This window comes from Paraburkholderia fungorum, from assembly GCF_046027605.1.
Lineage (GTDB): Bacteria > Pseudomonadota > Gammaproteobacteria > Burkholderiales > Burkholderiaceae > Paraburkholderia > Paraburkholderia fungorum_F.
Window position 1 is genome coordinate 393,291 of sequence record NZ_JAQQEF010000001.1, and the last position, 15,722, is coordinate 409,012.

The window sequence follows — 15,722 nt, forward strand, 5'->3', positions numbered from 1 at the left end:
TGTGCAGGACAGGAAAATGGACTCACTTATGGAGCAACATCCCCATCTCACTGCGCCTTAACATCCCCCATCCCCGAAGCCGCCTCCCCCGTCTGCACAGGCGCCGCCGGCTGCCGATCCGGATGCCTCGGATCATGCAACTGATCAGCCGACCACCCTCCTCCCAGATCACCAAACAACGACGCCGAATCCAGCAGCCTTGTCTCCTGAACACTCAACGCCGTCTGCTGTGTGTTCAACTGCGTGGCCTGCGCCGTCGCCACCGTCGTGTAGTCCACCGTCCCGGCCTGATACTCGTTGAAGGCGATCTCAGCCCCACGTGTAGCATCTTGCACGGCCCTATCCAGAACGACTGATTGCTCGGCAAGAATCCGCAACCCTGACAAGTCATCTTCGACATTCTGAAACGCCGTCAACACCGTACCCCGGTAGTTAGCAACGGTCGCGTCGTAGGCCGCCTTCGCTGCATCCACATCAGCGCTACGCAAGCCACCATCAAACAGCGTCTCAGTAGCACTACCACCCAGCGACCAGACATAGTTAGCCACGTTAAACAACCCCGACAACGGCGACTGCGTAAGCCCAGCCAAACCAGATAGCGAAATCGTCGGGTAATAAGCCGACACCGCCACCCCAATCGCCGCATTTTGCGCCGCCATCTTTCGCTCAGCGGCAGCGATATCGGGTCGCCGTTCGAGCAGTGTCGACGGCACACCGACGGGCACACCCGGCAGCGTCGGCATGGCGGTGCTATGCGTAATCGACAGTTCTTCCGGATTCTTCCCAACCAGCACAGCGATCGCGTGCGCGGTTTGGGCGCGCGCCACGCCGAGATTGATCATATTGGACTGCGCAGTTTCGAGCTGCGTGCGAGCAGAGATCACGTCGGACGGCGGGATGGTGCCAGCCTGATCCTGGTCGGACACGACGTCCAGAAAGTGCTGAAAGACCACGACTGTCTTCTGCAAAATGTCGATGTTGGCGTCAATAGTACGCAGCTCGATGATCGCCGTGGCCAGCGCCACCTGCTCGGAGAGCGTCGCATTCGCAAGCGTCGCTTCCGTCGCTTGCGCGGTGGCGGCGCTTTCTTCGATCGTGCGCCGCACCTGTCCCCACAGGTCAGGCGCCCAACTAACATTCCCCTCCAGCGAGCCCGAATTCACCACCCTCGCCGCATTCCCCACCGCCCCACGCGACTTGGTACCCGAACCGGTCGCCGCAATAGTTGGAAACAAACCAGCATGCGCCGCCCGCACTTCGGCGAGCGCTTCCTGATAATTCGCGTAATCGGCGCGCACGGTCTGATTCGACACCGTCACCAGCGGCTCAAGCTGATCGATCAACGGATCATTGAACGCCGTCCACCAGTCGCCTTTCGGCTTATCCGCCGAGGGCTCAGCTTGCGTCCACCCCGGCAATTCCGAATAAGTAGCGGCCACGCTAACTGGCGGCCGATGATAATCCGGACCCACCATGCACCCACTAACCAGCAGCGCCAACACCGCAACAACCAGCGGCCGGAGCGGGCCAACTCCATTACCATCAAGTCCCTTCAGATCAATCTTCATCATCACACCCTCGTATCCGGTTGTCCGGGTCGCTGCGCGTCGCGGTTCCATGGCAGGTTATCGGACCATCTGACCAGCTTGGAACGCAAGCGGTCGAGGTAGAGGTAAATCACCGGCGTCGTGTACAAGGTAAACACCTGACTCAGGATCAGGCCGCCCATCACCGTGATACCGAGCGGTTGACGCAGCGACGCGCCCTGGCCAATGCCGATCGCCAGCGGCACCGCGCCGAGCACGGCCGCGAAGGTGGTCATCATGATCGGCCGCAGACGCACCACCGCGGCCGCATGGATCGCATCCCGCGCCGGCATGTTCTCATTGCGCTGTAACTGGATCGCGACGTCGACCATCATGATCCCGTTCTTCTTGACGATACCGATCAACAAGATGATGCCGATCATCGCAATCACCGAAAACGGCGTGCCGAAAATCAGCAAGGCCAGCGTCGCGCCGATGCCGGCGGACGGCAGCGTCGACAGAATGGTCAGCGGGTGAATCGAGCTTTCGTACAGCACGCCGAGCACGATATACACCACGCCGAGCGCCGCCAGGATCAGCAGCGGCACTGTGCCCATCGACTGCGAGTAGGCCGCCGCCGCGCCGGCAAACGATCCGTGGACGCTGGCAGGCATGCCGATCTCGCGGATCGTGTTGTTGATCGACACGGCCGCCTGGCTCAACGAACCGCCCGCGGGCAGGTTGAACGAAATCGTCGCGGCCACGAGGCCGCTCTGGTGATTCACCTGGGTCGACGTGTGGCTGTTCGCATACGAAGCCAGCGCCGCCAGCGGCACCATGGTTTCAGCGGACGTGCTGTCCGCACTGCCGGTGGAGCTGCCGCCCTTGCTGTTGGCGATGGCGTTGTTGGTCGCGTTGGCTTGCGCGTTCGAGTTGAGCGTGTTCGTGCTCGATGAGATGCTCGTGCTGCTTTCGGTCGGCACCGTCACGCCCGACACGGTTGCGCCCGGCATTTGTGTTTGCGCCGTGCCGCTCGCATTGCCCGCCGCCGTACTCAGGTAAATCTGGTTGAGCATTTGCGGGTACTGCCAGTAATCCGGCGCCACTTCCATCACCACGAAGTACTGGTTGAGCGGGTTGTAGATGGTCGACACCGTCCGCTGCCCGAACGCGTCGTACAACACGCTGTCGACCTGGTTCGGCGCGAAGCCGTAGCGCGCCGCCGTCGAGCGATTGATCTTCACGTAGGTTTGCAAACCGTTCTGCTGCAAGTCCGAGTTCACGTCGAGCAACTGCCCACGCTCCTTGCCGAGCGCCGCGACGAGCAGCGGTGTCCACTTGAACAGCGCGGCGGAATCGTCGCTGGTCAGCGTGTACTGATACTCGGCGGCGGACTGGCGGCCGCCGATTCGCAGATCCTGCTGCGCCTGGATAAAGAGCCGCGCGCCCGACACTGCATTGAGCTTGGGCCGCAAACGGTTGACGACTTCGGTGGCCGTGACGTGCCGTTGCGCAAGCGGCTTGAGTTCGATGAACACGTTCGCGGTATTGAGCGCGCGACCGCCAGTAAAGCCGGCCACCGAAGCCACGGCCGGATCCTTCTGCACGATCTCCTGCAATTGCGTGAGCTTCTTTTGCATCGCAGGAAAGGAGATGCTCTGGTCGGCAATGATCTGTCCGATCAGAATGCCGGTGTCCTGCTCAGGAAAGAAGGTGGCCGGCACCAGCTTGAACAGGAACACGTTGCCCACCAGCAGCGCGATCAACAGCAGGATAACTAGCAGCGAATGGTCCAGGACGGCCGTGAGCGAGCGCGCGTAGGCATTCTTGAAACGGTCGAACTGCTTTTCGACCCACGTCGCCCAGCGGCGATTCGAATGCCCGGCGTTTTCGCGGCTCAGCACATACGCGCACATGGCCGGCGTGACCGTCAGCGAAATCACCAGCGAAATCAGAATGGCGATAGAGAGCGTGACCGCGAATTCATGGAACAGCAAACCGACCACGCCAGGCATCAGCATGATCGGCAAAAACACCGCAATCAGCGAGAGGCTCATCGAGATCACCGTGAAGCCCACCTCGCCGCTGCCTTTCAACGCGGCCTCTTTCGGACTCAGCCCCAACTCCATGTGACGCACGATGTTTTCCAGCACCACCACCGCATCGTCGACCACGAAGCCGGTACCGATGGTGAGCGCCATCAGCGAGAGGTTGTCGATGCTGTAACCGAGCAGGTACATCGGCCCGAAGGTGCCCACAATCGAAAGCGGCAACGCGACGGCCGGCACCAGCGTGGCGCGCGGCGATTGCAGGAAGATGAACACCACGCCCACCACCAGCAGCACAGCGATGAACAACGTGCGCTCCGTGTCGCCCACCGACGATCTGACCGACTCCGAGCGGTCGATCGCAATGCCCACGTGCACGCTGCTCGGCAATGTCGCCTCGATGGCCGGCAGCACCTGGCGGATCTGCGCGACCGTGCTCACGACATTGCTGCCAGGCATCGGATACACGATCACGAGAATGGCGGACTTGCCGTTGAAGAGCCCCGCATTGCGGATGTTTTCGTTCGAGTCCCTGACCTGCGCCACGTCGCGCAACTGGACCGGCGCGCCGTTTCGGTAGGCGACCACCAGATCGCGATATGGCGCGGCGTGCGTGATCTGGTCGTTGGAAGTGACCACGTAGCGCTGGCCGCCCACGTCGAGGTGGCCCTTCGCGCTGTCGGCGTTGGCGGCACTGATCGCCGCGCGCACGTCTTCCAGACCGATGCCGTAGCTGTTCAGCTTGCCCGGCTGCAACTCGACGCGCACCGAGGGCAGCGCGCCACCGCCCAGCGTGATCTGACCCACGCCCTTGACCTGCGAGAGCTGCTGCTGGATCACCGAATCCGCGGAGTCGTAGAGCTGTGCCTTGGTGAGCGTGTCCGAGGTCAGCGAGAGCACCATGATCGGCGCATCCGCCGGGTTGTACTGGCGATAGGTCGGATTGGCGCGCAGCGTGGTCGGCAAGTCGGCGCGCGCCGCCTGAATGGCGGCTTCGACGTCGCGCGCGGCGCCGTTGATATCGCGCTTCAGCCCGAACTCGACAACGATCATCGACGAACCGACGTAGCTGATCGACGTCAGTTCCTCGACGTCGGCAATCGTGCCGAGGCGCCGCTCGAGCGGCTCGGCCACAGTCGACGCCATGATGTCCGGGCTCGCGCCCGCCATATTCGCCTGCACCACGATCACCGGAAAGGCGATGTTCGGCAACGGCGCAACCGGCAGCCGGAAGTACGCGAGCGCCCCGGCGATCAGGATTGCAATCGCCAGTAGTGTGGTCGCGACGGGCCGCCGGATGAATAACGCCGAGATGTTCAAGGCGCCTCCTCCGCGCCGCCTTCAGGCGGATTCTGCGGTTTGTTGCGGTTGCGCCAGCGTCGCGTGCGCTCGGCCATTCTGTCGAAGAACAGATAGATCACGGGCGTGGTGAAAAGCGTCAGCATCTGGCTCAGCGTCAGACCGCCGATGATCGCGAGGCCCAGCGGCCGGCGCAATTCAGAACCGGTGCCGGTGCCGAGCAGCATCGGCAGCGCACCGAGCATAGCGGCGAGCGTGGTCATCAGGATCGGGCGGAAGCGCAGCAGCGACGCCTGGAAGATCGCCTCGCGCGGCGGCTTGCCGTGATTGCGCTCGGCGTCCAGCGCGAAGTCCACCATCATGATGGCGTTCTTCTTGACGATCCCGATCAGCAGCACGATACCGATAATGCCGATCACATCCAGGTCGCTGCCGGCGATCATCAGCGCGAGCAGCGCGCCGATCCCCGCCGAAGGCAGCGTGGACAGAATCGTCACCGGATGGATGAAGCTCTCATACAGCACGCCGAGCACGATATACACCGCCACCAGCGCCGCGATCAGCAAATAGACTTCGCTCGACAGCGAATCCTCGAAAGCCTGCGCCGCGCCCTGCAGCGATGAGGTGATCGACGGCGGCAGATTCACCGCCTGCTCGGCTTGATGGATGTCTTTGACCGCCGTGCTCAACGACGCGTCCTTGGCGAGGTTGAACGAGATGGTCACCGAGGGGAACTGCGCGAGATGGCTGATCACGAGCGGCGACTTGGTGATCTCGATCTTCGCGATGCCCGACAGCGGCACCTGACCCGTGCTGCTGGTCTGGCTCGGCAGATACAGATTGCCGATCGACTGCACGTTCGGCAACGTCTCCGGTTTGGCGACCAGGATCACACGGTACTGGTTCGACTGTTCGAAGATCGTCGAGACGATACGCTGGCCGAGTGCGTCGTACAGCGCGTTGTCGATCGTCGCGGGCGTAATGCCGAAGCGCGCCGCCAGTTGCCGGTTGACTTCGACGTTCACGCTGAGGCCATCGGTATTCATGTCGCTTTGCACATCGGCGAGCGACGGAATCTGCTTCATGCGCGCGATGAGTTCCGGCACGTACTTCTGGAACGCCTGCTGGCTCGGTCCGCGCAACACGAAGCTGTACTGGTTCGGCGAGACGGTGGTGTCGAGCGTCAGATCCTGCTCAGGCTGCATGTAGAGCTTGACGCCCGGCACATTCGCGACTTCCTGCTGCAGACGCCGGGCCACCTCTTGCGCCGTGTCGGAGCGCTTGTCGCGGTCGCGCAGATTGATCAGGAAGCGGCCATTGTTCAGCGTCGAGTTGGTGCCGTCGATCCCCACGTAGGAGGTGAGCGAGACGACATCCGGGTCTTTCAGAATCGACTCGGCAAGCGCACTCTGGCGATTCACCATCGCGGCATACGACACCGAATTGTCGGCCACGCTGATCCCCTCGATCACGCCGACGTCCTGCACCGGAAAGAGACCCTTTGGAATCACCACGTACAGAATGCCGGTCAGCACCACCGTGCCGATTGCCACCACGAGCGTCAGCACCTGGTGATCCAGCACCCAGCGCAGGCCGCTTTCATACGCGGAGAGCGTTTTGTCGAACAGCCCTTCGCTGATCCGCTCGAAGCGACTCGGATGACGTTCGGCCTGCGCACGCAACATGCGCGCGCACAGCATCGGCACCACGGTCAACGAGACGATCGCGGAGATCACGATGGTGACCGCGAGCGTCACCGCGAATTCGCTGAACAGACGGCCGATCACGCCGCCCATGAAGAGCAGCGGAATCAGCACGGCAATCAACGAAATGGTCAGCGACAGAATCGTGAAGCCGATCTGGCCGGCGCCTTCCAGCGCGGCTTCGAGCGGGGTCTTGCCCTCCTCCAGATACCGCACGATGTTCTCGATCATCACGATCGAGTCGTCGACCACGAAGCCGGTGGCGATGATCAGCGCCATCAGCGAGAGGTTGTCGATCGAGTAGTTCAGCTGGTACATCACCGCCAGCGTGCCGATCAGCGAGACCGGCACCGATATGCTCGGAATCAGCGTGGCGGGCACATTGCGCAGGAACACGAAGATCACCGCCACCACCAGCACGATGGCGAGAATCAGTTCGAACGCCGCGTCGGAGACCGATGAACGGATCACGCCCGTGCTGTCCGATACCACGGTCACTTTCATCCCGGCCGGCAGCGTGGATTCGAGCTGCGGCAGTTGCGTCATGATCTGCTTGACGGTCGCGATCACGTTCGCGCCCGGTTGCCGCTGCACGTTGAGCACAATGGCCGGGCTGCCGTTATACCAGGCGCCGCGCTCGACGTCCTGAGCGGCCTGGCTGACCCGCGCCACGTCGCGCATGAACACCGGCGCGCCGTTCCGGTACGCGATCACCGTGTCGAGATAGTCCTTCGGGTCGGTGATCTGATCGTTGCCGTTGATCGTGTAATCGAGGTCGGGGCCATCGAAATTGCCCTTCGGCTGGCTGACGTTGACGAAGCCGAGCAGCGTGCGCAGATCGTCGATGTTCAGGCCATAGGCCGCCAGCTTCTGCGGGTCCGCTTCGACGCGAATGGCCGGCACATTGCCGCCGCTCGTCGTGACCACGCCCACGCCCGACACTTCGGAAATCTTGGTGCCGAGGCGGTTGTTGGCGACGTCTTCCAGTTGGGTCAGCGACATCGACTTCGACGTGACCGCGAGCGTCAGGATCGGCTGGTCGGCCGGATTGACCTTGGCATACGTCGGCGGCGCCGGCAGGCCGGCGGGCAAGAAGCTGTTCGACGCGTTGATGGCCTGCTGGACGTTCTGCTCGGCGATGTCGAGATTCAGCGAAAGATCGAACTGCAACGTGATGACCGACGCGCCGTCTGAGCTATACGAGGTCATCTGCTGCAAGCCGGGGATCTCGCCCAACTGCACCTCGAGCGGCGCCGTGACCGTGGTGGCCATCACGTCCGGGCTCGCGCCCGGATAGAACGTCTGCACCTGGATGGTCGGATAGTCGACGTTGGGCAGCGACGAAACCGGCAGCACGCGCATGGCGACGAGGCCCACCAGCACGAGCGCGATCATCAGCAGCAGCGTGGCTACCGGTCGAAGAATGAACAGACGGGAAATATTCATCGGCGCGCGAGCCTGCTACGACGAAGCAGCATTGGCCGACGCCGCGGAGGCCGCGGCGGAGGCGGCAGCGGGTCCGGAGGCGGCAGGCTCAGCGGCGGCGCCACTTGCCGCGCCGCTTGCGGATGCACCGGAGGCTGCGCCGGCAGTAGCAGGTTTGGGCGTGCTCGGCCGGATTTTGGCGCCGTCGTTCAGACGGTCGGTACCGTCCGTGACCACCTGGTTGCCTTGCGAAAGGCCGGAGACAATGACCGTGTTCTTGCCGTCGCTCGGGCCGATTTTGACCTTGTGGACGGAGACCGTGTTGTTCGCGTTGACCAGATAAACGAAGTCGCCCGGCGCGCCGGTTTGCACGGCGGCGGTCGGCACCAGCACGGCGTTCTGCATCGTATCGACCAGCAGCTTGACGTTGACGAACTCGTTGGGGAACAGCGCTTCGTCGTCGTTCGCGAAAGTCGCGCGTAAGGTGACGGTGCCGGTGGCCGTGGCCATCTGGTTGCTGACGGCATAGAGCGTACCGGTGGCCACCTCGCGCGCGTTGTCGCTGCTATAGGCGGTAACCGGCAAGGTCGCGCCGCCATTCAGACGCTCCATGATGGAGGCCAGCGAGTCCTGCGGCACTGTGAACTGCACGGTGGTCGGCTTGATGGTGGTGATGACCACGATCCCCGTCGACGATGACGCCGTCACGTAGTTGCCCGGGTCGACGAGACGCAGGCCGACTTTGCCGGAGACCGGTGCGGTGATCCGGCAATAGGTCAGGTCGAGGTCGAACTGGGCGATGTTGGCGAGATCGGCCTCGACTGCCGCCTCATCCTGCTGCACGAGGAATTGCTGATCCGCGAAGGTCTGCTGGGCGATCGATTTGTGTTCGTTCAACTGCGTGAAGCGGACCAGATCGGCGCGCGCCTGGGCAAGCGTCGCGCGGTCTTTGGCGAGGGTCGCCTGCGCCTGCTGCTTGCTGATCTGAAACTGGCGTGGATCGATCTGCGCGAGGAACTGGCCTTTCTGCACCTCCTGGCCTTCGTGATAACCGACGGCAGTGAGGTAGCCGCTCAACTGCGGCAGCACGGTGACGGTGGCGATCGGCGTGACGGTGCCGAGTTCGCTCAACGTGACCGGCATCGAGCCGAGTGTCGCACTCGCCACGGTGACGACAATGGGCGGAACGTCGCGTGAAGGTTTCTTGCGCGTCAACAGATGGACAGCGACAAGTGCAATCAGCGCCAGCACGATAACCGCAAAGATAATGAGCCCGCGCCGGGAACGCTTTGGTGGGTTGGACACGGCTTCGCTCATAGGTCTCTCCAAAAACGGATGCTGCCGTTGATGATCGGGCGGAGCGTGATGCTCTGTTGGGTTTTTGGGAACATGCCACGGTTCTCGTGCGTTGTCACAAATCAACGGCCTTTTAGATGGTGTTAGCTAATTGCAAGCGAGACGAGTTGTGCAAACCGCATAACTCGCGACAGTCGCAAGCACATTGAAAGCGCGACGACAGGGTCCGTGTAGATGAACGCGTTTCGTAATGGGCAGTAACGTTTTACGAAGCGGGTCCGGCGAAATAGAGGGCGCGGCGCGTCGCCGACAGCCGCACGGCTATCGCGTGGGCTTTGCTGACAGATCGTAGGTTGCTCATGTTTGGCTAGGTGGAAGCGCATAGACAACGATTGGACAAGGCATGGCAACAATGTACCCGGGCCGCGCAAGGCTTGAGTTACCGGACTGAAACATCTTGGGGCGCGAAGGATTTCGCTGGATGTGGCTCGGCCGGCGAACTGTGCTAACAGACGTGTAAGGGCACGGTTGCTTCGGGGCTGCAGTCACCGCGAGCGGCGACGCACGGTGAAAGCTGGTTGAAATTATTGGTGCCGCGCAGGCATGCATTCAAGATCGCGCGGCCGGCGCGAAAGCCGTCACCCATCGCTACCGCCGCAACTCCGCAAGAATCTTCTCCGCCAGAAAATCGCAAGGCGGCCGCTTCGAGGCCGTGCTTCGCGCAAGCACCATTTCGAGCGCGGGAATTTCGGGCAAGCCGTGCGCGCGTCCAAGGAGCGTGAAGTGCGCCGGCACCGCGCACCGTGCGAGCGGGACAATCGCCAGGCCGGCTTCGGCCATTGACAGGAGGCCCAGCAGACTCGGACTTTCATACGAGGTCCGGTAAGTAATCTTCGCGCGCTCGAGACTGCGAATCGCATTCTCCCGCGCGACGCTGCCCGGCAGGAACACGGCGATCGGCAGCGGCCGTTCACGCCATATTTCGTTGGCGCTCGGCGCAGCCGCCCATTCCATCGGTTCAAGCCGGATGAACTCGCCTGACAAGCCCTTGACCCGCGTCGCGCACACGAGGTCGACGGAGCCATCTTTCACCATGGGCGCCAGTGCGACGCTCGGCAAGCCGACGACCTGAATCTCCACCTTCGGATAGCTTGCGGAAAACTTCTTGAGAATCGGCGGCAGCAGCGACGACGCGTAATCGTCCGGCACGCCGATACTCACGCGCCCCGTCACGTCCGGCCTGACCACGGCCGCCCACGCCTCGTCGCGCAATGCGAGCATGCGGCGAGCGTAGGTCAGCAGCACTTCGCCGTCCTGCGTCGGCACCACACTCCGGGGCTTGCGGACGAACAGCGGCTTGCCCAGCGCGGTTTCGAGCGTCTTGATCTGCATGCTCACCGCCGATTGCGAACGATGCACGACTTCCGCCGCCCGGCTGATGTTGCCGGTGTCGGCCACGGCGACGATCATCGTCATGACGTCCAGGTCGAGCGCTTTCAATTGGGCTGGTATCAGAAAAATAGATAGATTCGATCAATATTACGCGATTTTCTAACTTGGCGGCATCGGGCATAGTGATCACCAAGGAGCCACACCATGAACGCCCGTACCGACCCCTCAGTGCTTGCCCTGCAGGAATTGTCCTTTGCGACCATCGCCTCGGGCATCTGCGTGCCGTATTTCGAGCGCGGCGAGGGCGAACCGCTGATCTTCGTGCACGGCTCGCTTTGCGACTATCGCTACTGGGATGCGCAGACCGCGGCGCTGTCGCAGCATTTCCGCTGCATCTCGGTGAGCTTGAGCCACTACTGGCCGGCCAGTGAGGCTTGCATTCAGGGGGAATTCGGCTGGCAAACGCACGTTGCCGAGCTGGCCGAGTTCATCGAGGCGATCGATCTTGGGCCCGTGCATCTGGTCGGGCATTCGCGTGGCGGCTGTGTGGCGTTTCATGTCGCGCGTGAAAATCCACGGCTCGTGAAGAGCCTGACGCTCGCCGACCCGGGCGGTCCGCTGCAGCTCGAAGGGATGCCGGACGCGTCGCTGCCGGCCACGACCAATGTGCTGCGCGCGCGGGTCGCTGACCTCATCGAGAGCCAGCAGATCGACGCGGGACTCGAATTGTTTGTCGACTCGGTGAGCGTGCCCGGCTCATGGCGCAAGAGTCCGCTTGCGTTCCGCACCATGGCGATCGACAACGCGGGTACGCTGCCCAAGCAACTGCGCGATCCGTTGCCCGCCTATTCCCGCGAAACGGCACGCGATGTGAAATGCAGGACGTTGCTGATCGAGGGCCAGCGCAGTCCGCGGATGTTCCGCAACAACGTTGAGAGGCTCGCGGAATGGATCGACTATGCGGAAAAGCAAACTATCGCCGGTGCGTCGCATGGGATGAATGTGTCGAATGCCGGGGCTTTTAATCGGCTTGTGCACGCGTTCGCGAGTTTTTGAGCGCACAAGAGGTTAGGGATAAAAAAGGGCCGCTGTCTGTGAGGATAGCGGCCTTTATTACATCGGATAACGAATGAGGCTTGCGCCCCATGCGATTGAAGCGCTTATTCGCTTTGCGTTGCGCTTATTCGCGGCTGGTTGTCATCTTTACCCGTTGTTATTGACCGGCCGCCGGCGACACTACGCTCGGCCTTGCGAGCGTGTTGTTGCTCTTAGGCGCGCTGTTGCCAGTCGTCGAGTTGCCGTTCGTGCTACTCGGCAGGCCCGAGTTCGGCGCCCCGGCGGCCATGCCGCTGTCCGAGTTGGCGGCGCCTGGTGTCCCGTAACCCGTTGTATCGTTCGCCCGGTTCACCTGGTTCGCCGGACTAGCCGTGCTGCCTGCCGAACCGCTGCCGCTTGAGCCCGCGGCCGCCTGTGCATAAGCGCCACCCGACAATGTGAGTGCGGCGAGAGCCGCGATTAATGTGCTGGTTGCCTTGCTCATGATCTGCCCCTCCTTGATCGGACTGTGGAATAAAGACACAGACGGTCATCGCCTGCTTGATCACAAATGCAGCAATCACTGTGCCGCGGGCACGATCAACGCATTTCCGCACGAGGTTCCCTCACCCCACGGCCGAGCCTCCGGCGCAGTAAGGTCCGCAATGTCGCCGAGTCGGCGTAACCGACCTCGCTTGCGATTGTCTCGAGATCGTAGCCAATCGCGACGAGGTTTTGCGCGCGTTCGATTCGCAGGTCCTGGAAGAACGCCAAGGGTGACTTGCCGAGCACAGCCTCGGTACGGCGCTGCAAGGTGCAGGGTCCGACCGACAACGCGCTTGCTGCTGCCTGGCATCGGCGCATCTGCCAGAACAATCTGAAGCCCTCTCCTGCCATGCCCGAAAAGCATGCCGCCCTGCTTATAAGGTCTTTGTGGTCCCTCTGGCGGAAACCTACAATCCTTCCAGCACCAAACATAGAAAATCTGTACCACGAATCTATTTTCTGATTGCTGAAATCTTCAGAGGCCAGGCGTGTATGACCGTCGACGCGTGGAAGTACGCATAGGCGGTCTTCGTCGATCTTAGTGATTGTGTGAGAGCCGGGAAGGTGTTCGTTCTAAAAATGCTCCGGACAAAGATAACGGTCAATGAATCATCAACCGAATCCGTGACGCGATGAATCGCTCACGAAAACCTTAGGAAATCACATGTCTAACCTGGCTCAGAAAGTGGCCCTCGTAACGGGCGGTTCACGCGGCATCGGTGCTGCAATCGCGAAACGTCTGGCCGCGGATGGCGCAAGCGTGGCCCTCACCTATGCGAAGGACGAGAGCGCGGCTGCGGCCGTGGTCAAAGAGATCGAACGCAATGGCGGAAAGGCTGTTGCGATCCAGGCCGACGCTGCCGACGTTAAAGCGGTCGAGGCTGCGGTTGAAAAAACTTTTGCGACCTTCGGCCGGCTCGATGTGCTGGTGAACAACGCCGGCACGGCCATTCCGAAACCGTTCGAAGACACGACGCTGGAGGAGATGGATAGAGTAATCGACATCAACATCCGCGGCGTGTTCGCTACGACCAAGGCTGCGCTGAAGCGTCTGAGTCAGGGTGGCCGCATCATCATGATCGGTTCGGCGGTGGGCGAGCGCGCCATTACCCCAGGGCTGGTGCCCTACGCAGCCACGAAAGCAGCTGTCAGGATGTTCACCCAGGCGCTGTCCAGAGAACTGGGAAGCCGGGGCATTACGGTCAACAACATCCAACCGGGGCCGATCGATACAGACCTGAACCCCGCCTCGGGCGATTGGGCGGTGCCGCAGAAGGCCGCCACAGCGCTCGATCGCTATGGTCGCCCTGAGGAGATCGCCGCGATGGTGGCGTTCGTTGCCGGGCCGGAGGCCGCGTACATTACCGGGACGAATCTTACGGTTGATGGTGGGATGAATGCCTGAGCCGGGGGCGTGTTCGGCGCAGGGATTTGAAGAGGGGCGACGTCCGTGCGGACGCAACGGAGAGTTGATGAGCTAAAGCAGTCGGCTCTCCGTTAAAGCCCCGCATAGTCACCGGACCGCGGGGGTGCGTCGACCGACTCACGTGGAGCAACCGCGCTGTGTCGTGGCAGCTATCCTACCGATGCGCGAGTTTCGGCCGCGATCGATCTGCAGCGGGCGAGCAGATGGTCGATTCTGGAAAGAAACAAACTCAGTATGGGCGAAGTGTTGGTTCTGCTATAGCCGATGACCAGGTCGATAGTCGGCGGGTCAACAGCAAGCGGACGGCTTGTCACCGACGAGGGAAGGATGTTCGTGGCGTAACACGGAAGCAACGCGAGCCCGCGCGTCGATGCCACCAATGACACTGCCATCGCGAGGTTATCCACTTCGTAGCTTGCACGTATGTCCAGGCCCGACTGCAAGATAAACTCATCGATAACGATCCGCACAGTGGGAGCGGTGTGCGAAACAGTGATGAACGTCTCGCCAATGAATTGCTGAAGACCGATCTTTTCACAAGCCGCGAGAGGGTGATCACCTGGCAAAACCACAACCAACGGCTCCTTGACAACAAGCCGGTACTCCAGGTCCGGCACGTTCGGCTCCGGTCGCATGAATGCGAGGTCGAGATCGCCTTTCACCAGCGCATCGCGAAGCGACGGCGAGTACTGGCTGGAGACTGTAACCTCGATTTGAGGAAGTTCGTCGCGCAGAACGCGCATCGCCTCCGGCAACCACTCGATCTCCTGCCCTGTGAGGAATCCAAGCGCAAATACGGGCTTTAAACGATGCGCCGCCCGTCGAGCCGCTTCAATGGCGGACTCCGCTTGGGCCAACGTTCCACGAGCGTGCTCAAGAAAAGCGCGACCTGCCGCCGTCAATTCAACCCCGCGGGCGCCGCGTATCAGCAGATCAACACCCACTTCCTCTTCAAGATCGCGGATCTGACGGCTGAGGGAAGGCTGGGCCGTATGCAGTCGCTGTTCGGCCGCCGTCGTGAAGCTACCCGTCTCCGCAACAGCGACAAAGTAGCGAAGATGTCGAAGCTCCATTGCTCCCTCTCCATGCCTGCCAACTATGGCGCCAGATATACAAAGTCTTATGCCGGACGGCCGAAACATTCTACGCTTAAGCCCTATGTGAGTTTCAACCCAGAATTTGACCGCGAATCTGGCCGGGCGACGACGCTATGCGAACCCGGGCAGCAACGGTCAACCCATACCTCTGAGGACTTAACGTGACGAATCGTGTTGTTTTAATTACCGGCGCCCTGACGGGAATCGGCCGAGCCGCGGCGATCGCTTTTGCGCAGGACGGGGCACAGGTGGTCGTATCGGGTCGCAGAGCGGCCGAGGGGAAAGCGTTGGAAGAAGAATTGCGCCGCCTCGGTGCCGAGGCCGAGTTCGTTATTGCTGACGTGCGTCGCGAGGAAGAAGTGAGCAACCTCGTTGACACGGCGGTGGCGCGCTTCGGCCGGCTCGACGTCGTCGTCAACAATGCGGGCGTCGAGGGCAAGCCAGGCCCCGTTACCGATGTATCCGCCGACGCTTACACAGCGCTGTTCGACACCAACGTGCTGGGAACGCTGTGGGGACTGAAACACGCTTTGCGTGTCATGCAGCCTCAGGGTAGTGGGAACGTCATTAACATCTCATCGACGCTCGGAGAGCGCGGCGCTGCCAACCTCTCGCTCTACGCGGGCAGCAAGCACGCTGTGGAAGGGATCACGAAGTCCGCCGCGATCGAGGCTGCGGCTTACGGTGTCCGCGTTAATGCGGTCGCGCCTGGACCGACCGAGACAGCAATGCTGGACCGCCTCGCTGGTTCAACCGAAAAGAGCGCAGCGTTCTACTCCGCCGTACCGCTGAAGCGGGGCGCCACGCCTGAGGAAATCGCCAATGCGGTCGTCTTTGTCGCGTCGGACAAGGCAGCGTTTATCACCGGACAGATCATTAGAGTAAACGGCGGCAAGACGGCGAGTTGACGGTCGCCGATTCGACTTTTG

General features: G+C 61.8%; 10 protein-coding genes and 1 pseudogene. 3 read left to right on the forward strand and 8 right to left on the reverse strand.

Annotated features, from left to right (window positions below):
* Positions 1–47 precede the first annotated feature (47 nt).
* From PQR53_RS01670 to PQR53_RS01690, 5 genes are all read right to left on the reverse strand, one after another.
* Positions 48–1,571 carry an efflux transporter outer membrane subunit gene (locus tag PQR53_RS01670; RefSeq protein WP_408450830.1) on the reverse strand — a complete coding sequence of 508 codons (1,524 nt, stop codon included), beginning with the start codon at positions 1,569–1,571 and terminating at the stop codon, positions 48–50.
* A complete protein-coding gene (locus PQR53_RS01675) occupies positions 1,571–4,894 on the reverse strand; it encodes an efflux RND transporter permease subunit (RefSeq protein WP_408450831.1) in 3,324 nt (1,107 codons plus the stop codon). Before PQR53_RS01675 ends, PQR53_RS01670 begins: the two co-directional genes overlap by 1 nt.
* Positions 4,891–8,022, reverse strand: a complete 3,132-nt coding sequence (locus PQR53_RS01680) for an efflux RND transporter permease subunit (RefSeq protein WP_408450832.1) — start codon at positions 8,020–8,022, stop codon at positions 4,891–4,893. The genes PQR53_RS01675 and PQR53_RS01680 overlap by 4 nt, the downstream gene beginning before the upstream one ends.
* 15 nt (positions 8,023–8,037) lie before the next feature.
* Positions 8,038–9,318 (reverse strand): efflux RND transporter periplasmic adaptor subunit, encoded by a 1,281-nt coding sequence (locus tag PQR53_RS01685; protein ID WP_408450833.1) that lies wholly within the window; start codon positions 9,316–9,318, stop codon positions 8,038–8,040.
* A 627-nt stretch (positions 9,319–9,945) separates the two neighbouring features.
* The gene (locus PQR53_RS01690; protein WP_408451155.1) at positions 9,946–10,767 is read right to left on the reverse strand and encodes a LysR substrate-binding domain-containing protein; all 822 of its coding nucleotides are present in this window, start codon (positions 10,765–10,767) and stop codon (positions 9,946–9,948) included.
* Between the two features lie 126 nt (positions 10,768–10,893).
* Between PQR53_RS01690 and PQR53_RS01695 the strand changes: the two genes are divergently transcribed.
* Positions 10,894–11,745 (forward strand): alpha/beta fold hydrolase, encoded by an 852-nt coding sequence (locus PQR53_RS01695; protein WP_408450834.1) that lies wholly within the window; start codon positions 10,894–10,896, stop codon positions 11,743–11,745.
* A 157-nt stretch (positions 11,746–11,902) separates the two neighbouring features.
* Here PQR53_RS01695 and PQR53_RS01700 read toward each other — a convergent pair whose 3' ends face one another.
* The gene (locus PQR53_RS01700; RefSeq protein WP_408450835.1) at positions 11,903–12,229 is read right to left on the reverse strand and encodes a hypothetical protein; all 327 of its coding nucleotides are present in this window, start codon (positions 12,227–12,229) and stop codon (positions 11,903–11,905) included.
* 95 nt (positions 12,230–12,324) lie between these two features.
* Positions 12,325–12,576: pseudogene (locus PQR53_RS01705) on the reverse strand (helix-turn-helix domain-containing protein); the annotation flags it as partial.
* 358 nt (positions 12,577–12,934) lie between these two features.
* Between PQR53_RS01705 and PQR53_RS01710 the strand changes: the two are divergent.
* Positions 12,935–13,675, forward strand: a complete 741-nt coding sequence (locus tag PQR53_RS01710; protein WP_408450836.1) for an SDR family NAD(P)-dependent oxidoreductase — start codon at positions 12,935–12,937, stop codon at positions 13,673–13,675.
* A gap of 170 nt (positions 13,676–13,845) precedes the next feature.
* Here the strand turns inward: PQR53_RS01710 and PQR53_RS01715 are convergent, their stop codons facing one another.
* A complete protein-coding gene (locus PQR53_RS01715) occupies positions 13,846–14,769 on the reverse strand; it encodes a LysR family transcriptional regulator (protein ID WP_408450837.1) in 924 nt (307 codons plus the stop codon).
* Positions 14,770–14,954: 185 nt separating this feature from the next.
* Between PQR53_RS01715 and PQR53_RS01720 the strand changes: the two genes are divergently transcribed.
* On the forward strand, positions 14,955–15,701 hold the full coding sequence (locus PQR53_RS01720) for an SDR family NAD(P)-dependent oxidoreductase (RefSeq protein ID WP_408450838.1): 747 nt from the start codon (positions 14,955–14,957) through the stop codon (positions 15,699–15,701).
* The last annotated feature ends 21 nt before the right edge of the window (positions 15,702–15,722 follow it).

Excerpts from the sequence above, each read along its gene's own strand:
- PQR53_RS01670 (WP_408450830.1), bottom strand. The coding sequence starts at position 1,571 with ATGATGAAGATTGATCTGAAGGGACTTGATGGTAATGGAGTTGGCCCG.
- PQR53_RS01680 (WP_408450832.1), bottom strand. The coding sequence starts at position 8,022 with ATGAATATTTCCCGTCTGTTCATTCTTCGACCGGTAGCCACGCTGCTG.
- PQR53_RS01685 (WP_408450833.1), bottom strand. The coding sequence starts at position 9,318 with ATGAGCGAAGCCGTGTCCAACCCACCAAAGCGTTCCCGGCGCGGGCTC.
- PQR53_RS01690 (WP_408451155.1), bottom strand. The coding sequence starts at position 10,767 with ATGATCGTCGCCGTGGCCGACACCGGCAACATCAGCCGGGCGGCGGAA.
- PQR53_RS01695 (WP_408450834.1), top strand. The coding sequence starts at position 10,894 with ATGAACGCCCGTACCGACCCCTCAGTGCTTGCCCTGCAGGAATTGTCC.
- PQR53_RS01700 (WP_408450835.1), bottom strand. The coding sequence starts at position 12,229 with ATGAGCAAGGCAACCAGCACATTAATCGCGGCTCTCGCCGCACTCACA.
- PQR53_RS01710 (WP_408450836.1), top strand. The coding sequence starts at position 12,935 with ATGTCTAACCTGGCTCAGAAAGTGGCCCTCGTAACGGGCGGTTCACGC.
- PQR53_RS01715 (WP_408450837.1), bottom strand. The coding sequence starts at position 14,769 with ATGGAGCTTCGACATCTTCGCTACTTTGTCGCTGTTGCGGAGACGGGT.